This is a genomic window from Kitasatospora sp. NPDC048715 (assembly GCF_043198905.1).
Classification (GTDB): Bacteria; Actinomycetota; Actinomycetes; order Streptomycetales; family Streptomycetaceae; genus Kitasatospora; species Kitasatospora lactacystinica.
Genome location: NZ_JBICVH010000007.1, coordinates 157,063 through 172,883, shown reverse-complemented (window position 1 = coordinate 172,883; position 15,821 = coordinate 157,063). Strand labels below are relative to the sequence as shown.

Below are 15,821 nucleotides of genomic sequence, written 5' to 3'. Positions count from 1 at the left end.
GCGATGACCCGGAATCAGGCCGCCACCGTGGTGCTGGCCGGTGGGCACGAGAGCGACGGCGGACGGGACCTCGCCGCCCTGGTGGCAGGCGGGTCCACCGGGCCGGCCGCCGCCCGGCCCCCGACCACGGTGCCTCCCACCACCCGGCCCCCGACCGCCGGGAGTGCCACCGTGCACGCCGTCGCCCCCGCGGGCCGTCCGCTCACCGAGGCCGTACGGTCGGCGCTCGCCGCGGCGGGCGACGGACCGGTGTGCGTCGTGCCGATGACGCTCGGCCGCGACCCCGGACTGGTCGCCGACACCGCCCGGGCGCTGCGCTGGCTGGCCGCCGGGGAAGGCCGCGGACGGCTCGCGCTGACCGCCCCCTTCGCCGCCGCCGACCACCTGATCGGCTGGCTGCGCGCGGCCGCCGGCGCCGCCCCCGACGGCGCGGTGCTGGTCACCGCGCCGGCGGCCGGCCCGTTCGAGGACGCCGAGCTGTTCCGGATCGCCCGCCTCGCCCGCCAGTACGGCCGGCACCGGTGGGTCGAGGTCGCCCTCGACGGCGGCGACCCCGACCCGGCCGAGGGCGCCGAACGCTGCCGCCTGCTCGGCGCCCGCGAGGTGACGGCCGTTCCGGCCTCCTTCGGGCCGGCCCTGCGCACCCCGCTGCCCGGCGTACGGGACGGCGGTCCGCTGCTGCGGCCGTCCGCCGTCGCCGGGGTGGTCGCGGCCCGGACGGCGGCGGCGCTGCACCTGCTCGGGCACGGGGAGGACGGCATCCTGGCCGGCCTCGACGCCGAGCACGGGCACGGCTACGCGCACAGCCACGGGCCGGACGAGCAGAGCCATCACCACCACCACCAGCAGCAGCACGGGAACCAGCACCACCACCAGCAGCACGGGAACCAGCACCAGCATCAGAACCACCAGCACCATTCGCACGACCGCCCCGGCCACACCCGGGGACCCGCACACGCCCCCACTGACCCGGCAGAAAGGAAGGCCGACCATGTCCGGTAGCGCCGCATACCTGTACGGCGAGGACCCGGTGGAGATCAACGCCGGCCGCGCCAAGGCCACCGTCACGGTAAGCAACACCGGCGACCGGGCGATCCAGGTGGGCTCCCACTACCACTTCTTCGAGGCCAACCGCGCCCTCGACTTCGACCGCAACGCCGCCTTCGGCAAGCACCTGGACATCCCGGCCGGCACCGCCGTCCGGTTCGAGCCGGGCGACACCAAGGACGTCACGCTCGCCGAGTTCGGCGGCCACCGCCGCCTGGTCGGCTTCGCCAACCTCGTGGACGGCGGCATCACCGCCCCCGCCACCCGCGCCCGCGCCGTCGACCGGGCCATCGCCCTCGGCTTCAAGGGCACCAACCTCGACCACAAGGAAGACCGGCCCCGGGACTTCCGCACGGAGACCCACCAGGAAGGCGACCGCTGATGGCCATCCTCTCCCGCAGGCAGTACACCGACCTCTTCGGCCCCACCGTCGGCGACCGCTTCCACCTCGCCGACACCAACCTCCTGGTCGAGGTCGAGCAGGACTTCAACCAGGGCCACTACGGCGACGAGGCCGTCTACGGCGGCGGCAAGGGCATCCGCGACGGGATGGCCCAGGACCCGGCCGCGACCTCGCTCCAGGGGGCGCTCGACCTGGTCATCACCAACGTGGTCGTCATGGACGCGGTGCTCGGCGTGGTCAAGGGCGACATCGGCGTCAAGGACGGCCTGATCGTCGCCGTCGGCAAGGCCGGCAACCCGCACACCCAGAGCGGCGTGCACCCGCGGCTGGTGATCGGCCCCGGCACCGAGGTGATCTCCGGCGAGCACCTGATCGCCACCGCCGGCGGCATCGACACCCACATCCACTTCATCGCCCCGCAGCAGGTGCAGGAGGCGCTGAGCAACGGCATCACCACCCTGATCGGCGGCGGCACCGGCCCGTCCGACGGCACCAACGGCACCACCTGCACCCCCGGCCCGTGGAACATCCACCGGATGTACCAGGCGGTCGAGGACCTGCCCGTCAACGTCGGCCTGCTCGGCAAGGGCAACGGCTCGCTGCCCGGAGCCCTGCGCGAGCAGGTCGAGGCGGGCGTGTGCGGCCTCAAGGTGCACGAGGACTGGGGCAGCACCCCGGCCGCGATCGACAGCGCGCTGAGCGTCGCCGACGAGTACGACGTGCAGGTGGCCATCCACACCGACACCCTCAACGAGTCCGGCTACTTCGAGGACACCCTGTCCGCGATCGACGGCCGCACCATCCACACCTTCCACACCGAGGGCGCGGGCGGCGGCCACGCCCCCGACATCATGCGGATCGCCGGCGAGCCCAACGTGCTGCCGTCCTCCACCAACCCCACGCTGCCCTACACCGTCAACTCGGTGGACGAGCTGCTGGACATGGTGATGGTCTGCCACCACCTCAGCCACAGCATCCCCGAGGACGTCTCCTTCGCCGACTCCCGGGTCCGCGCCGAGACCATCGCCGCCGAGACCGTGCTGCACGACGAGGGTGTCATCTCGATCTTCTCCTCCGACTCGCAGGCGATGGGCCGGATCGGCGAGTCCTTCACCCGCGCCTTCCAGACCGCCCACCACTGCAAGGACCAGCGCGGCAAGCTGGCCGGCGACAGCGAGCGCAACGACAACGCCCGAGTGCTGCGCTACCTCGCCAAGCTCACCATCAACCCGGCCGTCGCCTCCGGCACCGCCGACCACATCGGCTCGCTGGAGCCCGGAAAGCTCGCCGACATCGTGCTCTGGCCGATCAACTCCTTCGCCGCCAAGCCGAAGATGGTCATCAAGGGCGGCGTGATCAACTGGGCGCTGATGGGCGACCCGAACGCCTCGCTGCCCACCCCGCAGCCGGTCTACTACCGCCCGATGTTCGGCCAGTACGGCCGGACCAGGCAGGCCACCCGGGTGTCCTTCATGTCGCAGGCCGCCGTCGACCTCGGGGTTCCGGCCCGACTCGGCCTGGAGAGCCGGGTGCTGCCGGTCCGGCGGTGCCGTTCGGTCGGCAAGCAGCACATGGTGCGCAACGACGCGCTGCCGAAGATCGCGGTCGACCCGGAGACGTACAAGGTCACCCTGGACGGCGAGCCCGCCACCATCGAGCCGGCCCGCGAACTGCCGCTCAACCACCTGTTCTACCTCGCGTGAGCGGCACCGATGTCGCCGACGCCGGTGGTGTTGCTGGTGTCGCTGCCGGCGCCGGTGTGTCGGGGGACGGCCTGGACGCGCTGCTGGTCTGCCTCCAACTGACCGACTCGGCCTTCCCCAGCGGCTTCTACACCCTGTCGCACGGGCTGGAGGGCTACGCCCAGGCCAAGGCCGTCACCCCGGACACCCTGCCCGCGCTGCTCGCCGACCTGCTGCGGCACGGCGTCGGACCGTCCGACGCCACGGCGCTGGTCCTGGCCTACCGGGCGGCCACGGCGGGCGACTGGGAGCTGCTCGCCGAGACCGACCAGCGGCTGCACGCCACCCGGCTCAACCGCGAACTGCGCCTGGCCGCCACCCGGACCGGACGCCAACTCCTGGACATCGCCCGGGAGTCGGTGGGCGGCGAGGCGCTGGAGCGGTACGCCGCACTGGTCGCGCGGAAGCGGGCCCCCGGCTGCCAGGCGGTGGCGGCCGGGGTGGCGTACGCCTCGGCCGGCGTTCCGGTCGAACAGGCCGTCACCAGCGACCTGTTCGCGTTCTGCGCCAGCTTCGCCGGCGCGGCGCTCCGGCTGCGGCTGACCGACCACCGCAAGGCGCAGGTGGTGCTGCGGGCGGCCTCCCCGGTGATCCGGGAGGTCGTCTCCGCCGCGCTGGCACGGGACTTGGCGGACCTCGGCGGCTGCGTGCCGGTCGCGGACGCCATGTCCGGGCGGCACGAGCGGGCGGAGGCCCGGCTGTTCATGAGTTGACCACTCGATGCGTACGTGTGCCACCAGAACTACCAATCCAAGGAGGAGAGTTGACAGAGAACGTGCTCCGCGTGGGCATCGGCGGGCCGGTGGGCTCCGGCAAGACGGCGCTGATCGAGGCGCTCGTCCCGGTGCTGATCGCCCGCGGCCACCGCCCGGCGGTCATCACCAACGACATCTACACCCAGGAGGACGCCCAGCACGTGCGGCGCACCCTGGCCGGGCTGCTGGACCCGGAGCGGGTGGTCGGCGTGGAGACCGGCGCCTGCCCGCACACGGCCGTCCGGGACGATCCGACGATGAACCTCGCGGCCGGCGCCGAGATGCTGGAGCGCTTCCCGGACGTCGACACGCTGCTGTTCGAGTCCGGCGGCGACAACCTCACCCTGACCTTCAGCCCGGTGCTGGTGGACCTCTTCCTCTTCGTCCTCGACACCGCCGAGGGCGAGAAGATGCCCCGCAAGCGCGGCCCCGGCATCACCGAGTCGGACCTGCTGGTCATCAACAAGATCGACATCGCCCAGTACGTCAGCGCCGACCTCGGGGTGATGGAGTCCGACGCCCACCGGGTGCGCGAGGGCGGGCCGGTGGTGCTCACCAACTGCCTGACGGGGGAGGGGCTGGAGGAGATCGCGGCCTTCCTGGAGACCTTCCGCAAGGTCCCGGCGTGACAGTCCCGTCGGCTGCCCAGGACGTTCGGGACGTTCAGGATGTCCGGGACGTTCGGGTCGGTGCGGCCGCTCAGGCCGGTGTGCCCGGTGTGCCCGGTGTGCCCGGTGCGGCCGGCGCGGCCGGTGCGGACGCTCCGGCTGTGGGGGTGCCCCGGCTCGACCCCCGGCACTACGAGCCGGCCCGCGTCCCGCACGAGGTCCGGCGCCACGCCGGGACGCCCGACACCCTCGCGGTCGGGCGTCCCGGCAAGGTCGGGCTGCTGGAACTGGCCTTCGAACAGGTCGGCGGGCGCACCGAACTCACCGGCCACTACCAGAAGTCGCCGTTGCAGATCATGCGCCCGCTGTACTTCGACCCGGCCCGCCCCGACCTCGCCGTCACCTTCCTGATGTCCACCGGCGGCGGCATTCTCCAGGCCGACCGGCTCCGCACCGACCTGCGCTGCGGCGCCGACACGGCGGTCCACCTGACCACCCAGGCGGCCACCAAGGTCTACCGGATGGAGCACGACTACGCGACGCAGCTGGTCAACCTGTCGGCGGGCCCGCGCGCCTACGTCGAGTACCTGCCCGAGCCGGTCATCCCCTTCGTCGACTCGCGCCTCTACCAGCGGACCGTCCTCACCGTCGACCCGGACGCGACGGTGCTGGCCGGTGAGACCGTCCTGGCCGGCCGACTCGCCCGGGGCGAGCGCAACGCCTACCGGGTGTTCGCGTCCGACCTCGAAGTGCGGCGTCCGGACGGTGAGTTGGTGGCGCTGGACACCGTACGGCTGGAGCCCTCGCCGACCGGGGGCGGCGGGGTCACCGGGCCGGCGGTGCTGGCCGGGCACGACGTGATGTCCAGCCTGTACGTCCTCAGCCCGCTCGCCCCGGCGGGCCGGATCGCGGACGTCCTGCACGAGGCCGTGGCCGACTGCGGCCGGGGCCGCGGCGAGTTGCTGTACGGGGTCAGCGTGCTGCCGCAGGACAGCGGCGCCTGGCTGCGGCTGCTCGGCTCCGACACCCGGGCCGTCGCGGCCGCCCTGCGCGCGGCCTGGGACGCGGTGCGGCGGCTGCTGATCGGGGTGCCGGCGCCGCAGCTGCGGAAGACGTAGTGTCGGCCGCCGTTCCGGCGTGTCGTGATCTTCTTCCGGTTCCGGGGCAACCCCGGGGCGGGGTGCGGAGTCCTGTCAGGCGTGAACGAGCATGCGAGACAGGACGCCGCACGGGGTGACGTGGCGAAGCCCGGGCCCGAGTTGGAGCCGGAGCCCGAGCCCGGGCCCGAGTTGGAGTCGGAGCCCGAATCGGAGCCGATGCCGGAGCCGGAGCCGATGCCGGAGCCGGAGCGGGGCAGCGCGCTGACCCGGCCGACCCGGCGCCCGGTCGGCCGCCGGAAGCTGTTGATGGGTGTCGTCGGCCTGGGCGCGCTCGCGGCCGCGGCGGGCCTCGAAGCCTGGGTCCGCCAGGGGGATTCCCACGGGCCGAGGCTCTGGCGGACGACCGCCGCGAACGGGCGGCTCGCACTGTCCACCGGTCGCCAACAGGGTCTGTACGCCTCCGGGTTCGACGGCAGCGTGCGCGCCCTCGACCCGCGCACCGGCGAGGTCCGTTGGAGCCGTGCGGTCAGCACGCCCGACGCGGCCGGCCCCCAGGGTGGCTGGCCGGTGGCCGCCGGGGACGGTGTGGTCTGCGTGGCCACCGACACCCGGCTGTGCGTCCTGGACGCCGCCTCGGGGGAGCAGCGGTGGGAGGCCGCCTTGCCCGACCGGTCCGAGGGCGGGTGGCGGCAGGGCCCCGCCGTCGGCGGCGGCAGCGTGTTCGCCGTGCACGGGTCCTCCGTGCGCTGCTACGACCTGGCGACGGGCGAGCCGCGGTGGACCGGTCCGGCGGGCGCCTCGGCCGCCCTGGCCCTCGCCGGCGGCACCGTGTACGCGGCGGGCAGGTCGACCGGGGTCCTGGCTCTCGACGCGCGCAGCGGGGAGCGGCTGTGGGAGCGCAACGTCGTCGCGACCGGACCGCTCACCGTCCACCGGGGCATCCTCCTCCTCGTGTCCGTCAACGAGGCGATGGTCTCCACGTTCGTCTCCGCACTGGACGGGACGACCGGCGAGGTGCGGTGGAGGTCCGTGCAGCACGGCGTGGTGGACTGTCCGCTGTCGGCCGCCGACGGGACGGCCGTCGTGTTCGGCGGGATCCGCCTGACCGGGCTGGACGTCGGCACCGGGGACCGGCGCTGGTCGACCGACGTGCCCGCGGGCAGCCATCCCGGGCCGGTCGCCATGGTCGCCGCCGACGGTGGTGGCGTGTACGCGGATGCGGGCGACGAGCAGCTGTACGCCTTCGATCCCGCGACGAGCGGGCTGCGCTGGCAGGACCAGTCGGAGCCGCTCGACGGCGGCAACCCGATCTCGCTGGCCGCCGCCGGTGGGACCGTTTACCGCGCCGGCCGCGCCGACGTCCTCGCGCTCGGTTCCCTGCCGCCACTGGCGTCGTCCTGACCCGGCCGGGGACCGTCCGGGCCCGTCCGGGGGGATCCACCCGCGTGGGCTCAGGGCCCGTTCGAGCCGTCCGGATCCATGGCCGCGAGCCGGGCGATCTGCCGGTGGCTCAGCTCGACCGTGCGGTTCATGTGCCGTAGCAGGAAGTCGAGTTCGACCTCGGTGTCCTCGGCGAAGGCGGCCACCCAGTCGGTGGACAGCTCGCGCCACACCGCCCCGTAGCGCTCCAGCGTCTCGGGGCGGACCGCGACCAGCACCCGCCGCCGGTCCGCCTCGTCGCGCTGCCGGGTGACCAGCCCGGCCTTCTCCAGCCGGTCGACCAGCCGGGTGGCCGAGCCGCTGGTGAGCCCGGTGAGCTCGGCGATCCGGCCGGTGGTGACCGGCCCGTCCTCCAGGGTGAGCAGGTTGAGGCACTGGACGTCGGTCGGGTGCATGCCCAGGTGGTCGGCGACGGCCTGGTTGAACAGCACGTACGAGGCCAGGTAGCGGCGCGAGACCGGCCACAGCCGGGCCATCAGCTCGTCGCGGGACATCGTCATGGGGGAAGGGTAACCGGCCGCCCGATAATTGTTTGCGTCGCGCAGAGATGGCGCCCTATGTTGTCTGCATGACGCAGATAATTGAGCCCTCGCCTCCCATCGCCGTCACGCCTCCCATCGCCGTCACGCCTCCCGTCGCCGTCACCGGAGCCACCGGAGCCCAGGGCGGCGCCACCGCCCGCGCCCTGCTGCGCGCCGGCCGCCCCGTCCGCGCCCTCACTCGCGAGCCCGGCTCGCCCGCCGCCGCCGAACTCGCCGCCCTCGGCGCCGACGTGGTCCGCGCCGACTTCGACGACCCGGCCTCCCTCGCCCCGGCACTCCACGGCGCCGGTGCGCTGTTCGCGATGTCCACCCCGTTCGGCACCGACCCCGACGCCGAAGTCCGCCAGGCCACCGCCCTGCTGGACGCCGCCCGGGCCGTTGGAAGCGTCCGGCACGTCGTCTACACCTCCGCCACCAACGCCGACCGCTCCACCGGCATCCCGCACTTCGACAGCAAGTACCGGGTAGAGCGGCACCTGACCGGCCTCGGCCTGCCGTGGACCGTCCTCGGCCCGGCCGCCTTCATGGACAACTACGCCAACGACTGGACCCTGCAGTCCCTCCGCGACGGGGTCTTCCACCTCCCCATGCCGCCCGGCGTCCCGCTCCCCGTGATCGCCGCCGACACCATCGGCGCCTTCGCCGCCCACGTCCTCGCCCGGCCCGAGGTCTACGCGGGCCGCCGCATCGACATCGCCTCCCAGTGGCGCACCGGCGAGCAGATCGCCGCCGCGATCACTGCGGCGAGCGGCCGGCCGATCCGCTGCGTGGAGGTGCCGCTCTCGGTCGTGGCGGGGTACTCCGAGGACCTCGCCACGATGTTCCGCTACTTCCAGGAGCCCGGCCTCACCATCGACACCGGCGCCCTGCACGCCGAGCACCCCGAGATCGACTGGCAGCCGCTGGAGACGTGGGCGGCGGCCCGCACCTGGGACCTCTGAGGGGTTCAGGTGCCGGAGGTGAGGTGCGCGACCGCCCCGAGCCCGGCTCGGGCGGCCTCGCGGACCTCGGGATCGGCAAGAGCACGTCGGAGGGCCTCGCCGGTCTCCGGGCTGCCGGGCCACTGCCAGGCGAGCATGGTCAGCGCCCGGCCGCGCACCTCCGGGCTGGGATCGTCGGCCGCCCTGCGCCGGATGACGTCCTCCGCGGATCCGGGGGTGAGCACCGCGTAGCAGCTGAGTGCCGTGCCGCGAACCGTGTGAGCGGGATCCTTCTCGATGCGATCCAGGAGCAGGAGAGCCGTCTCGTCCCGTGAACCCCGGTATTCGGACAGCGCTTCCAGTGCCGATTCCCGCACCCGCCCAGGTTCCGCATCGACGGCCGCGCGGGTGAGCGACGAAACGATCCCGGGGTCGTCGGGGTCCTCGGCGGCGAGGTTCGACAGAGCGCGAACGCGAACGACGGCGTCAGGATCGTGACCCGCACGCTCGCGCAACAGCATCAGGACGGCCGGGGCCTTGGCCCACCGGGTCGCCAGCTCGTGAACCGCCGCGTAGCGGATGCGGCTGTCCGAGTCATTGACGGCACGGTCGAGCAACGTGGCGAAGACCTCGGGGTGCGAGGGCCACACCCACGCGAGTCGCTGGAGGGCGGTGGCACGGAGGACCACCGACTCGTGTGCGACGGCGTTCAGCATCGGGGTGTGGTCGTCGGGGTCGGCCGACAGTCGCGTCAACAGCGTATTGAGCGCCTGGACGCCTTCCACTGTCCCGTCGTCGTCGGCATCGGGCCCGACGACGGTCGGAAGCGGGACCCGCGGATGATCGGGCCAGCGCTCCGCCAGTTCGGCCAGCGCGGCGGCGCCCGCCCGGTCGTGGCCGGATCGGACGGCGAGGTCGCACAAGGCGGCCACGATCCCCGGATGGGCGCTCCAGCGCCGGGCCAGGCCGGCCACGGCGAACTCCCTGGTGGCCGGGGGCCCGAACGTGGCGAGGGCCCGCGTGGTCCGGAAGTCGGTGTGGAGGGTCGTGGCCGCGATCGTCGCCGTACCGGCTCCGGCGAGGAACTGTCCTCGGAGATGGAACCACCGGAGGTAGTGATCGCGCCCGGTCCAACCGGGCACGGAACACAGTGCGGAGAGCGCGGTCATCAGCTGATCGCCGTGGAGGACGGCGTAGTCGTAGTACGTGACGAAAGCGCTGATGAGACGGTCGACGGCCCGGTCGCTCTGCGCGTGCAGCAGTCCGATCTTCCGAACCTCGGCCAGGGACCGGAAGGCCAGGACCAGTGACGGCTCGTCCCCCCGGTCCAGCAGTCGGTCGACCACCCTCCCCGCGTCCGTCTCGCTCAACTGGTTGACCACCAGCAGCAGTACCTCGTGCCACGCAGGGTCGTCCGTCCTCCGCTCGAAGACCTCCTCGATCAGCTCCTCCGGCGACCACTCCCGTCCCACCGTGTAGCGGTGGACGATGTCCGCCGCCGCGAGGTACTCCAGGAAGGCCCGGTGGACGAAGCCGTACACCTCGCCGCCGTACCGGGCCAGGATGAAGTTGCGCTCCCGTAGTTGGTCCCGCAGTGTGCGGGCGGCGGCGAGGCACTGATGGGGCGGGAGGCCGAACTGGGTGAAGTAGTCGCGGAACACCTCCTCCAGCTCCTCCGCGTGGATGTGGTTCCCGGCGATGCCACCCGTTCCCTCCTGCATGCGGCGGGCGAGCAGGCGCAGCAGTTCCAGTCGCTCGCGGTCGTCGAGGAGGCCGAGGGCCTCGGCGGCGCCGGGCTTCAGGGGGATGCCGAGGTGCTTGGTGTCGCGGTCCCAGTGGGCGACCAGGACGCGCACCGCATGCTCGTAGACGCCCTGGCGGTCACGCGGCAGGGCCTGGCGGCGGCCGATGATGACGAGGATGGTCAACAGCAGGGGGTTGCCCGCGAGTTCGCGGATTGGTCGGGAAGCTCCGACGGCGATGGTGATGCGGTCGACCAGGCGGGCGGCCAGCTCGGCATCCGCCGGGCAGGCGATGCCGTACCAGCGGCGGGCGAAGTGGGCGATCCGCTCCGGATCGAGGTCCTGGAGCATGAAGTGGGTGAACCCGGCGCCGCCGAGGGCGCCGCGCTGGTAACCGATGACGCGCGAGGTGACAACCACGCGCGCCCGGTCGTAGCGGGCGGCGAAGGCGGCGATGCGCTCGGCGGTGGCGGCGCGCACACCCGGGTCGAAGAGTTCGTCCAGGCCGTCGAAGACGACCACGACCCGTCCCTCGGTAAGGAGTTGGCGCAGCTCGGGGCCGGGGAGGGACATTCCGGCGACGGTGTGGCGGTGGTCGAGGAAGTCCTCGAAGGTGCGCTCGCGCCACTGCCCCTCGGCGTACTGACGCAGCTCGACCACCAGTGGCACCAGGCCGCCCAGCGGGGCGCGCGGACCGTCGACGTCCTGCACCAGGGTGAGGGCCAAGTACCGGGCGAGCGTGGACTTCCCCGACCCCGGGTCGCCGAGCAGGACCACCCGTTCGCCGCGCGGCCCGGCGAGGACGGAGAGCACGTCCTCCGTCGGCCGGTTCAGGTACTCGGTGCGCAGCCGTTCGAGGGTGGACTGCCCGAGGTCGCCCGGCGGTTCCTCCGCCGTGAACTCGCCACTCGTGAGAAGTCGGTGGACCAGCTCGCGCGGCAGCTCCACCGGTGGCGGGTTCTCCCGCACCTGCGGGGTGACGAACACCTCCCGCAGCTCGACCGCCGGGTGCTCGCCCTGCTCGGAGAGCGGGGTGAGCACCTCCAGATCGAGCCGCCCGTACGTCTCCCGCACCCGCCGGGCGTACGCGGCGCGGGCGGCGGCCATGGACCCGTTGGTGACCTCGGGCTCAACGGCCTTGTTCAGGTTGACCGTTCCGGCCTGGATCACGTCACCGTTGACCGTTCCGGTGACCTCGTTGGCCACCGAAATCCCTGGATCGCCGCCCACCCCGCCTAGGCTAGCCGCTCCACGAACTTGCGCTGCCACGGCGTTTCGACGGCGTGCCGGCTGTAGTGCTCCCGCACGTACGGCACGGCCTCGGCGGCCGGGACGCCGTCCAGGACGGCGATGCAGGCGAGGGCGGTGCCCGTGCGTCCTCGCCCGCCGGCGCAGGCGAGCTCGACGCGTTCGGTGGCGGCGCGCTCCCAGGCCTCGCGGAAGGCGTCGGCGGCGTCCGCGCGGTCGGTGGGGAGACGGAAGTCGGGCCAGCGCACCCAGCGGCTCGGCCAGTCGACGTGCGGCGGGCGGCCCAACAGGTAGAGGCCGAAGTCCGGTCGGGGGCCGGGCGGCAGGGGGCGGCTGTGGCCGCGGCCGCGCAGGAGGCGGCCGGAGGGCAGGCGCAGGATGCCGGGGACGGCCGGGTCCCAGGTGGTGGGGTCGGTCACGAGGGTCTTCTTTCGGGGGGAGGGAGTTCAGGACGCCGCGTGCAGCCCGACCGGCCCGCGCGCAGTCCGGCGCGGTGGGCCAGGGCGGCGGCCTCGCCGCGCGAGGACACGTCGAGCTTGGCGAGGATGTTGGCGACGTGGAACTTCACCGTCGACTCGCTGATCCGCAGCGTCGCCGCGATGTCCCGGTTGCGGCGGCCGCGCGCCAGCTGGTCGAGGACCTCCCGTTCGCGCGGCTGGAGGCCGTCCAGCGGGTCGGTGGCGACGGCGGGTTCGGGCAGGGCCAGCGGGAGGTCGACGGTCACCGTGGTGCCCCAGCCGGGGACCGCCTCGACGCCGTGGTGTCCGCCGAGGGCGGTGATGCGGTCGGCGGTGCGGTGGACGGCGAGGGCGTCGGCGGTCAGTGCGCCGAGGCCGTCGCCGCGCACCACGGCGCGCAGCAGGCCGTCGGCCGTGAGCTGCCAGCTGACGTGCAGCCGGGTCGGCTTCTCCTGTTCCAGCATCAGCAGCACGGCCACCCGGACGGCGTCGCGGGCGGTGTGCGCGGCGTCCGCCGGGATGGAGCGGCCGGCCTCCGCCGGGGGCGCGGCGTCGAGGTGGACCCGGGTGTGGCGCAGCAGCGGGCGCAGTTCGCGCACCAGGCGGGCGAAGGCGGCGTCGGCGGGCTGTTCGCTGAGCGTGCGGTCGAGTTCGGCGCCCTGGCGCAGGTCGAGCAGGGCGGTGACGGCCAGCTCGGTGGCGGTGCGGCGGGCCGTGGCGTCGTCCAGGCCGGGCGCGCGCAGCGGAGCCAGGATCGCGGTGAGCGCGGCGCTGTGGGTGCCGGTGAACTCGGCGATGGCGCGGGCCCGGGCGTTGGCGGAGGCGCGGGAGGCGGCCGTCTGGGTGGGGGCGGCGTCGGTGGCGCGGTGGTCGGAGTGGGCGACCACCAGGTCCCACAGCTGTTGCAGGACGGCGAGTGCCCCGGGTGCGACGGGTCCGGTGCCCGCCCGGACGAGGACCAGCGCGGCGCCGCTGTCGTCGGCCGGCGTGGTGGCCACGACCACCACCGGCCGGGTCCGTCCGGCGAGTTCGGCCTCGCCCTGCCAGGGCCGGCCGGCCGAGGTGGTCGCGGCCGCGCGTTCGGCCAGCCGGGACAGGTCCCGCGTGCTCATGGCCGCGGTGAGCTCGGGCGGGCCGTAGCCGTTCGTGGGGTTGAACGTGCAGACGCCGCTGAGCTGCGCGAGCGCGGTGTGCGGGACGAGGGTGTCGAGCACCTCGGACAGGCGGGGGAGGATGTCCGGCCGGGGAGCGCGCAGCACCTCGACGGCCCGGGCCAGCGCGTCCTCGGGGCGGGCCCAGTGCCGCCGCCAGGGCTCGTCCGTGCCGGCGGTGTCCGCCGCGCCGTTCATGTCGTCCATGCGGTCCAGCCTAGTTCGGGTGCCGCCGACGCGGCCCGGCCGTTCGGACAGGTCGAACCGTCCGAAGGGCCGGGCGGGCCCGCGCCGTCCCGGGCACAGGATGGAAGTCGTCGGAAGCGACCGGCTCCACGGGCCGGCTCCACGGGCCGGCTCCACGGGCCGACTCCACGGGCCGGCTCCACAGACGACTCCGTCGGCGAACCCGTCGGCGAACCCGTCGGCGAACCCGACGGCAACGCCACCGACTGGCTCCGTCGGCGAAGCCGCCGGCAACTCCACTGAAACCTAAGGACCTTCCATGACCAAGGCGATCGCCTTCTCCGAGTTCGGCGGCGCGGACGTGCTGCGCCCGATCGACATCGAGCTGCCCGCGCCCGGGCCCGGCCAGGTGCGGGTCGCGGTCCGCGCCGTGGGCGTCAACCCGGTGGACCGCAGGCTGCGCACCGGCGAGCTGGCCGCGCTCTTCCCGGTCGTCTTCCCCTATGTGCCGGGTGTCGAGGTGTCCGGCGTGGTCGAGGCCGTCGGCGCCGGGGTGAGCGGCTTCGCTCCCGGCGACGAGGTGTTCGGCAGCATGATGGGCGGCGCGTACGCGGAGCACGCGCTGGTGGACGCGGCGGTGCTGGCCCACAAGCCCGCGGGGCTGGGCTGGGAGGAGGCCGCCGCGCTCCCGACGGCGGCCGAGACCTCCGAGCGGGTCCTCGACCTGCTGGGCGTGCGGTCGGGCGAGACGCTGCTGGTGCACGGCGCGGCCGGCGGGGTCGGCACCGTGCTGCTCCAGTTCGCCCGGGCGCGCGGGATCACCGTGGTCGGCACCGCCGGCGAGGCGAACCACGACCACCTGCGCGAGCTCGGCGCGATCCCGGTCGCGTACGGCGAGGGCCTGGCCGAGCGGGTGCGGGCCGCCGCGCCGGGCGGGGTGGACCGGGCGCTGGACGCGGCCGGGCGGGGCGGGGTGCTGCCGCTGTCGATCGAGCTGACGGGCAGCGCGGACCGGGTGCTGACGATCGCCGACGTCGTGGGGGCGCAGGAGCACGGCGTCCGGTTCAACGGCGGCGTCGAGGGCGTGGAGTCCCACCACCGGCGCGCGTTCGCGGCCGCGCTCGCCCTGCACGAGGCGGGCACCCTGCGGCTGCCGCTGCACCGGGTGTTCCCGCTGGCGGAGGCGGCCGAGGCGCAGCGGGTCAGCGAGGCCGGGCACCTGCGCGGGAAGATCGTGCTGACGGTCCGATAGCCGTTCACCGCCCGTCCTGTACCCGTCTGCCCGTTTTACCTCCGTTTTGCATTGGGCTCGCCATTTTCGTACGGTTTCATCCGTTCGGAGTAATTCGGCAGGCGGACGCGCCGTGAACACGGCGCTGAGCCGTCCGGCCGACATGCGGTCCCCCGAACGGTCGACCAGGGTTGGCCGGACGTGGGCGGCACCGGACCGCCTGCCCTGACGGTCAGGAGGACCAGGCGCATGGGCGGAACGGACAGGCGGGCGGTGATCGGCGAGTTCGTCGGGACCCTGCTGCTGGTGTTGCTGGCGGTGGGTGCGGCGGTGCTCGCGGGGGAGGCGATCGGTCCGGTGGGCATCGCGTTCGCCTTCGGCTTCGTGCTGCTGGCGCTCGCGTACGCGCTCGGCCCGATCTCCGGCTGCCACGTCAACCCGGCGGTGACGCTCGGTTTCCTGCTGGCGCGCCGGATCGACGGCCGCACGGCGGTGTCGTACTGGGTGGCGCAGGTGCTCGGCGGCGTCGCGGGCGCGGCGCTCGTCCTGCTGCTGGCGAAGCAGATACCGGGGCTGGAGACCCACGGCAAGCTCGGCACCAACGGCTGGGGCGACCGCTCCCAGGTGCACATCAACGCCGGCGGCGCGTTCCTGACCGAGGTCGTCCTCACCTTCCTGCTGGTCTACGTCGTCCTGGCGGTCACCCACCGGCTGGCCGCGGTTGGCTTCGACGGGCTGCCGATCGGCGTCGCGCTGGTGGTCGTCCACCTGGTCGGCATCCCGCTCACCGGCACCTCGGTCAACCCGGCGCGCAGCCTCGGCCCGGCGCTGTTCGCGGGCGGCGAGGCGCTGTCGCAGCTGTGGCTGTTCCTGCTCGCCCCGCTGGTCGGCGGCGCGCTGGCGGCGGGCGTGCACCTGCTGACCCACCCGCAGCCCAACCTCCCGGTGGCGCAGGCCCTGGCCACCGACGCGCGGGTGTAGGTCCTGGCCACCGACGTGCGGGTGTAGGTCCCGCAGTCGAGCCGGCGCGGCGGCCGGGACCGTACCGACGGTCCCGGCCGCCGCCGTTCCGGCTCTCCGCCGGCCTCGTCCTCGCGCTCCCTGCGTGTCGCTCTGGAGCTTGTTCGCGGTCCCTTCGCAGTCCCTACGTGCTCCCTTCGCGGTCCTTTCGTGCTCCCTTCGAGCCGCTTGGCGTCGTCCTGGGGCTGCTCCGGGGCCGCTCCGGGACCGCTTTTGCGCCGCCGACCG

At 73.9% G+C, this 15,821-nt stretch carries 14 protein-coding genes; 10 read left to right on the top strand and 4 right to left on the bottom strand.

The annotated features are described in order from the left end of the window. The first annotated feature begins 3 nt into the window (after positions 1-3). The 7 genes from ACGFSC_RS15875 to ACGFSC_RS15845 all read left to right on the top strand — a co-directional run bounded on the left by ACGFSC_RS15875 (position 4) and on the right by ACGFSC_RS15845 (position 7,056). On the top strand, positions 4-1,002 hold the full coding sequence (locus tag ACGFSC_RS15875) for a cobalamin biosynthesis protein CbiX (RefSeq protein ID WP_359904401.1): 999 nt from the start codon (positions 4-6) through the stop codon (positions 1,000-1,002). Further along, the gene (locus tag ACGFSC_RS15870) at positions 992-1,429 is read left to right on the top strand and encodes an urease subunit beta (RefSeq protein ID WP_359904398.1); all 438 of its coding nucleotides are present in this window, start codon (positions 992-994) and stop codon (positions 1,427-1,429) included. Before ACGFSC_RS15875 ends, ACGFSC_RS15870 begins: the two co-directional genes overlap by 11 nt. Beyond that, positions 1,429-3,153, top strand: a complete 1,725-nt coding sequence (gene ureC / locus ACGFSC_RS15865) for an urease subunit alpha (RefSeq protein ID WP_359904396.1) — start codon at positions 1,429-1,431, stop codon at positions 3,151-3,153. Before ACGFSC_RS15870 ends, ureC begins: the two co-directional genes overlap by 1 nt. Next, positions 3,150-3,905, top strand: a complete 756-nt coding sequence (locus ACGFSC_RS15860; protein ID WP_392863478.1) for an urease accessory protein UreF — start codon at positions 3,150-3,152, stop codon at positions 3,903-3,905. Before ureC ends, ACGFSC_RS15860 begins: the two co-directional genes overlap by 4 nt. A 50-nt stretch (positions 3,906-3,955) precedes the next feature. After that, entirely contained in the window at positions 3,956-4,576 is a 621-nt protein-coding gene (gene ureG, locus ACGFSC_RS15855) for an urease accessory protein UreG (protein ID WP_359904393.1), read from the top strand. 140 nt (positions 4,577-4,716) lie between these two features. Further along, complete coding sequence (locus ACGFSC_RS15850; RefSeq protein WP_359904390.1) at positions 4,717-5,673, top strand: urease accessory protein UreD; 957 nt, start codon at positions 4,717-4,719, stop codon at positions 5,671-5,673. Positions 5,674-5,754: 81 nt separating this feature from the next. Further along, a complete protein-coding gene (locus ACGFSC_RS15845; protein ID WP_359904387.1) occupies positions 5,755-7,056 on the top strand; it encodes a PQQ-binding-like beta-propeller repeat protein in 1,302 nt (433 codons plus the stop codon). A gap of 50 nt (positions 7,057-7,106) precedes the next feature. On the opposite strand, the gene ACGFSC_RS15840 is transcribed toward ACGFSC_RS15845, so the two are convergent. Beyond that, positions 7,107-7,589, bottom strand: a complete 483-nt coding sequence (locus ACGFSC_RS15840; protein ID WP_359904437.1) for a MarR family transcriptional regulator — start codon at positions 7,587-7,589, stop codon at positions 7,107-7,109. A gap of 74 nt (positions 7,590-7,663) precedes the next feature. Here ACGFSC_RS15840 and ACGFSC_RS15835 point away from each other — a divergent pair, with 74 nt between their 5' ends. Beyond that, positions 7,664-8,578 (top strand): NmrA/HSCARG family protein, encoded by a 915-nt coding sequence (locus ACGFSC_RS15835; protein WP_359904384.1) that lies wholly within the window; start codon positions 7,664-7,666, stop codon positions 8,576-8,578. 5 nt (positions 8,579-8,583) lie between these two features. Here ACGFSC_RS15835 and ACGFSC_RS15830 read toward each other — a convergent pair whose 3' ends face one another. The 3 genes from ACGFSC_RS15830 to ACGFSC_RS15820 are packed head-to-tail and all read right to left on the bottom strand — an operon-like array spanning position 8,584 to position 13,363. Further along, positions 8,584-11,505, bottom strand: coding sequence for a HEAT repeat domain-containing protein (locus ACGFSC_RS15830; protein ID WP_359904382.1), 2,922 nt, complete (start codon positions 11,503-11,505; stop codon positions 8,584-8,586). Between the two features lie 29 nt (positions 11,506-11,534). Beyond that, positions 11,535-11,966: a protein phosphatase gene (locus tag ACGFSC_RS15825; RefSeq protein WP_359904379.1), complete on the bottom strand. Its 432-nt coding sequence runs from the start codon at positions 11,964-11,966 to the stop codon at positions 11,535-11,537. Next, the gene (locus ACGFSC_RS15820) at positions 11,963-13,363 is read right to left on the bottom strand and encodes a response regulator transcription factor (protein ID WP_359904376.1); all 1,401 of its coding nucleotides are present in this window, start codon (positions 13,361-13,363) and stop codon (positions 11,963-11,965) included. The genes ACGFSC_RS15825 and ACGFSC_RS15820 overlap by 4 nt, the downstream gene beginning before the upstream one ends. A gap of 298 nt (positions 13,364-13,661) precedes the next feature. Here ACGFSC_RS15820 and ACGFSC_RS15815 point away from each other — a divergent pair, with 298 nt between their 5' ends. Next, positions 13,662-14,594 (top strand): NADP-dependent oxidoreductase, encoded by a 933-nt coding sequence (locus ACGFSC_RS15815; RefSeq protein WP_359904373.1) that lies wholly within the window; start codon positions 13,662-13,664, stop codon positions 14,592-14,594. Positions 14,595-14,822: 228 nt separating this feature from the next. Next, a complete protein-coding gene (locus ACGFSC_RS15810) occupies positions 14,823-15,554 on the top strand; it encodes an MIP family channel protein (protein ID WP_359904370.1) in 732 nt (243 codons plus the stop codon). Positions 15,555-15,821 lie beyond the last annotated feature (267 nt).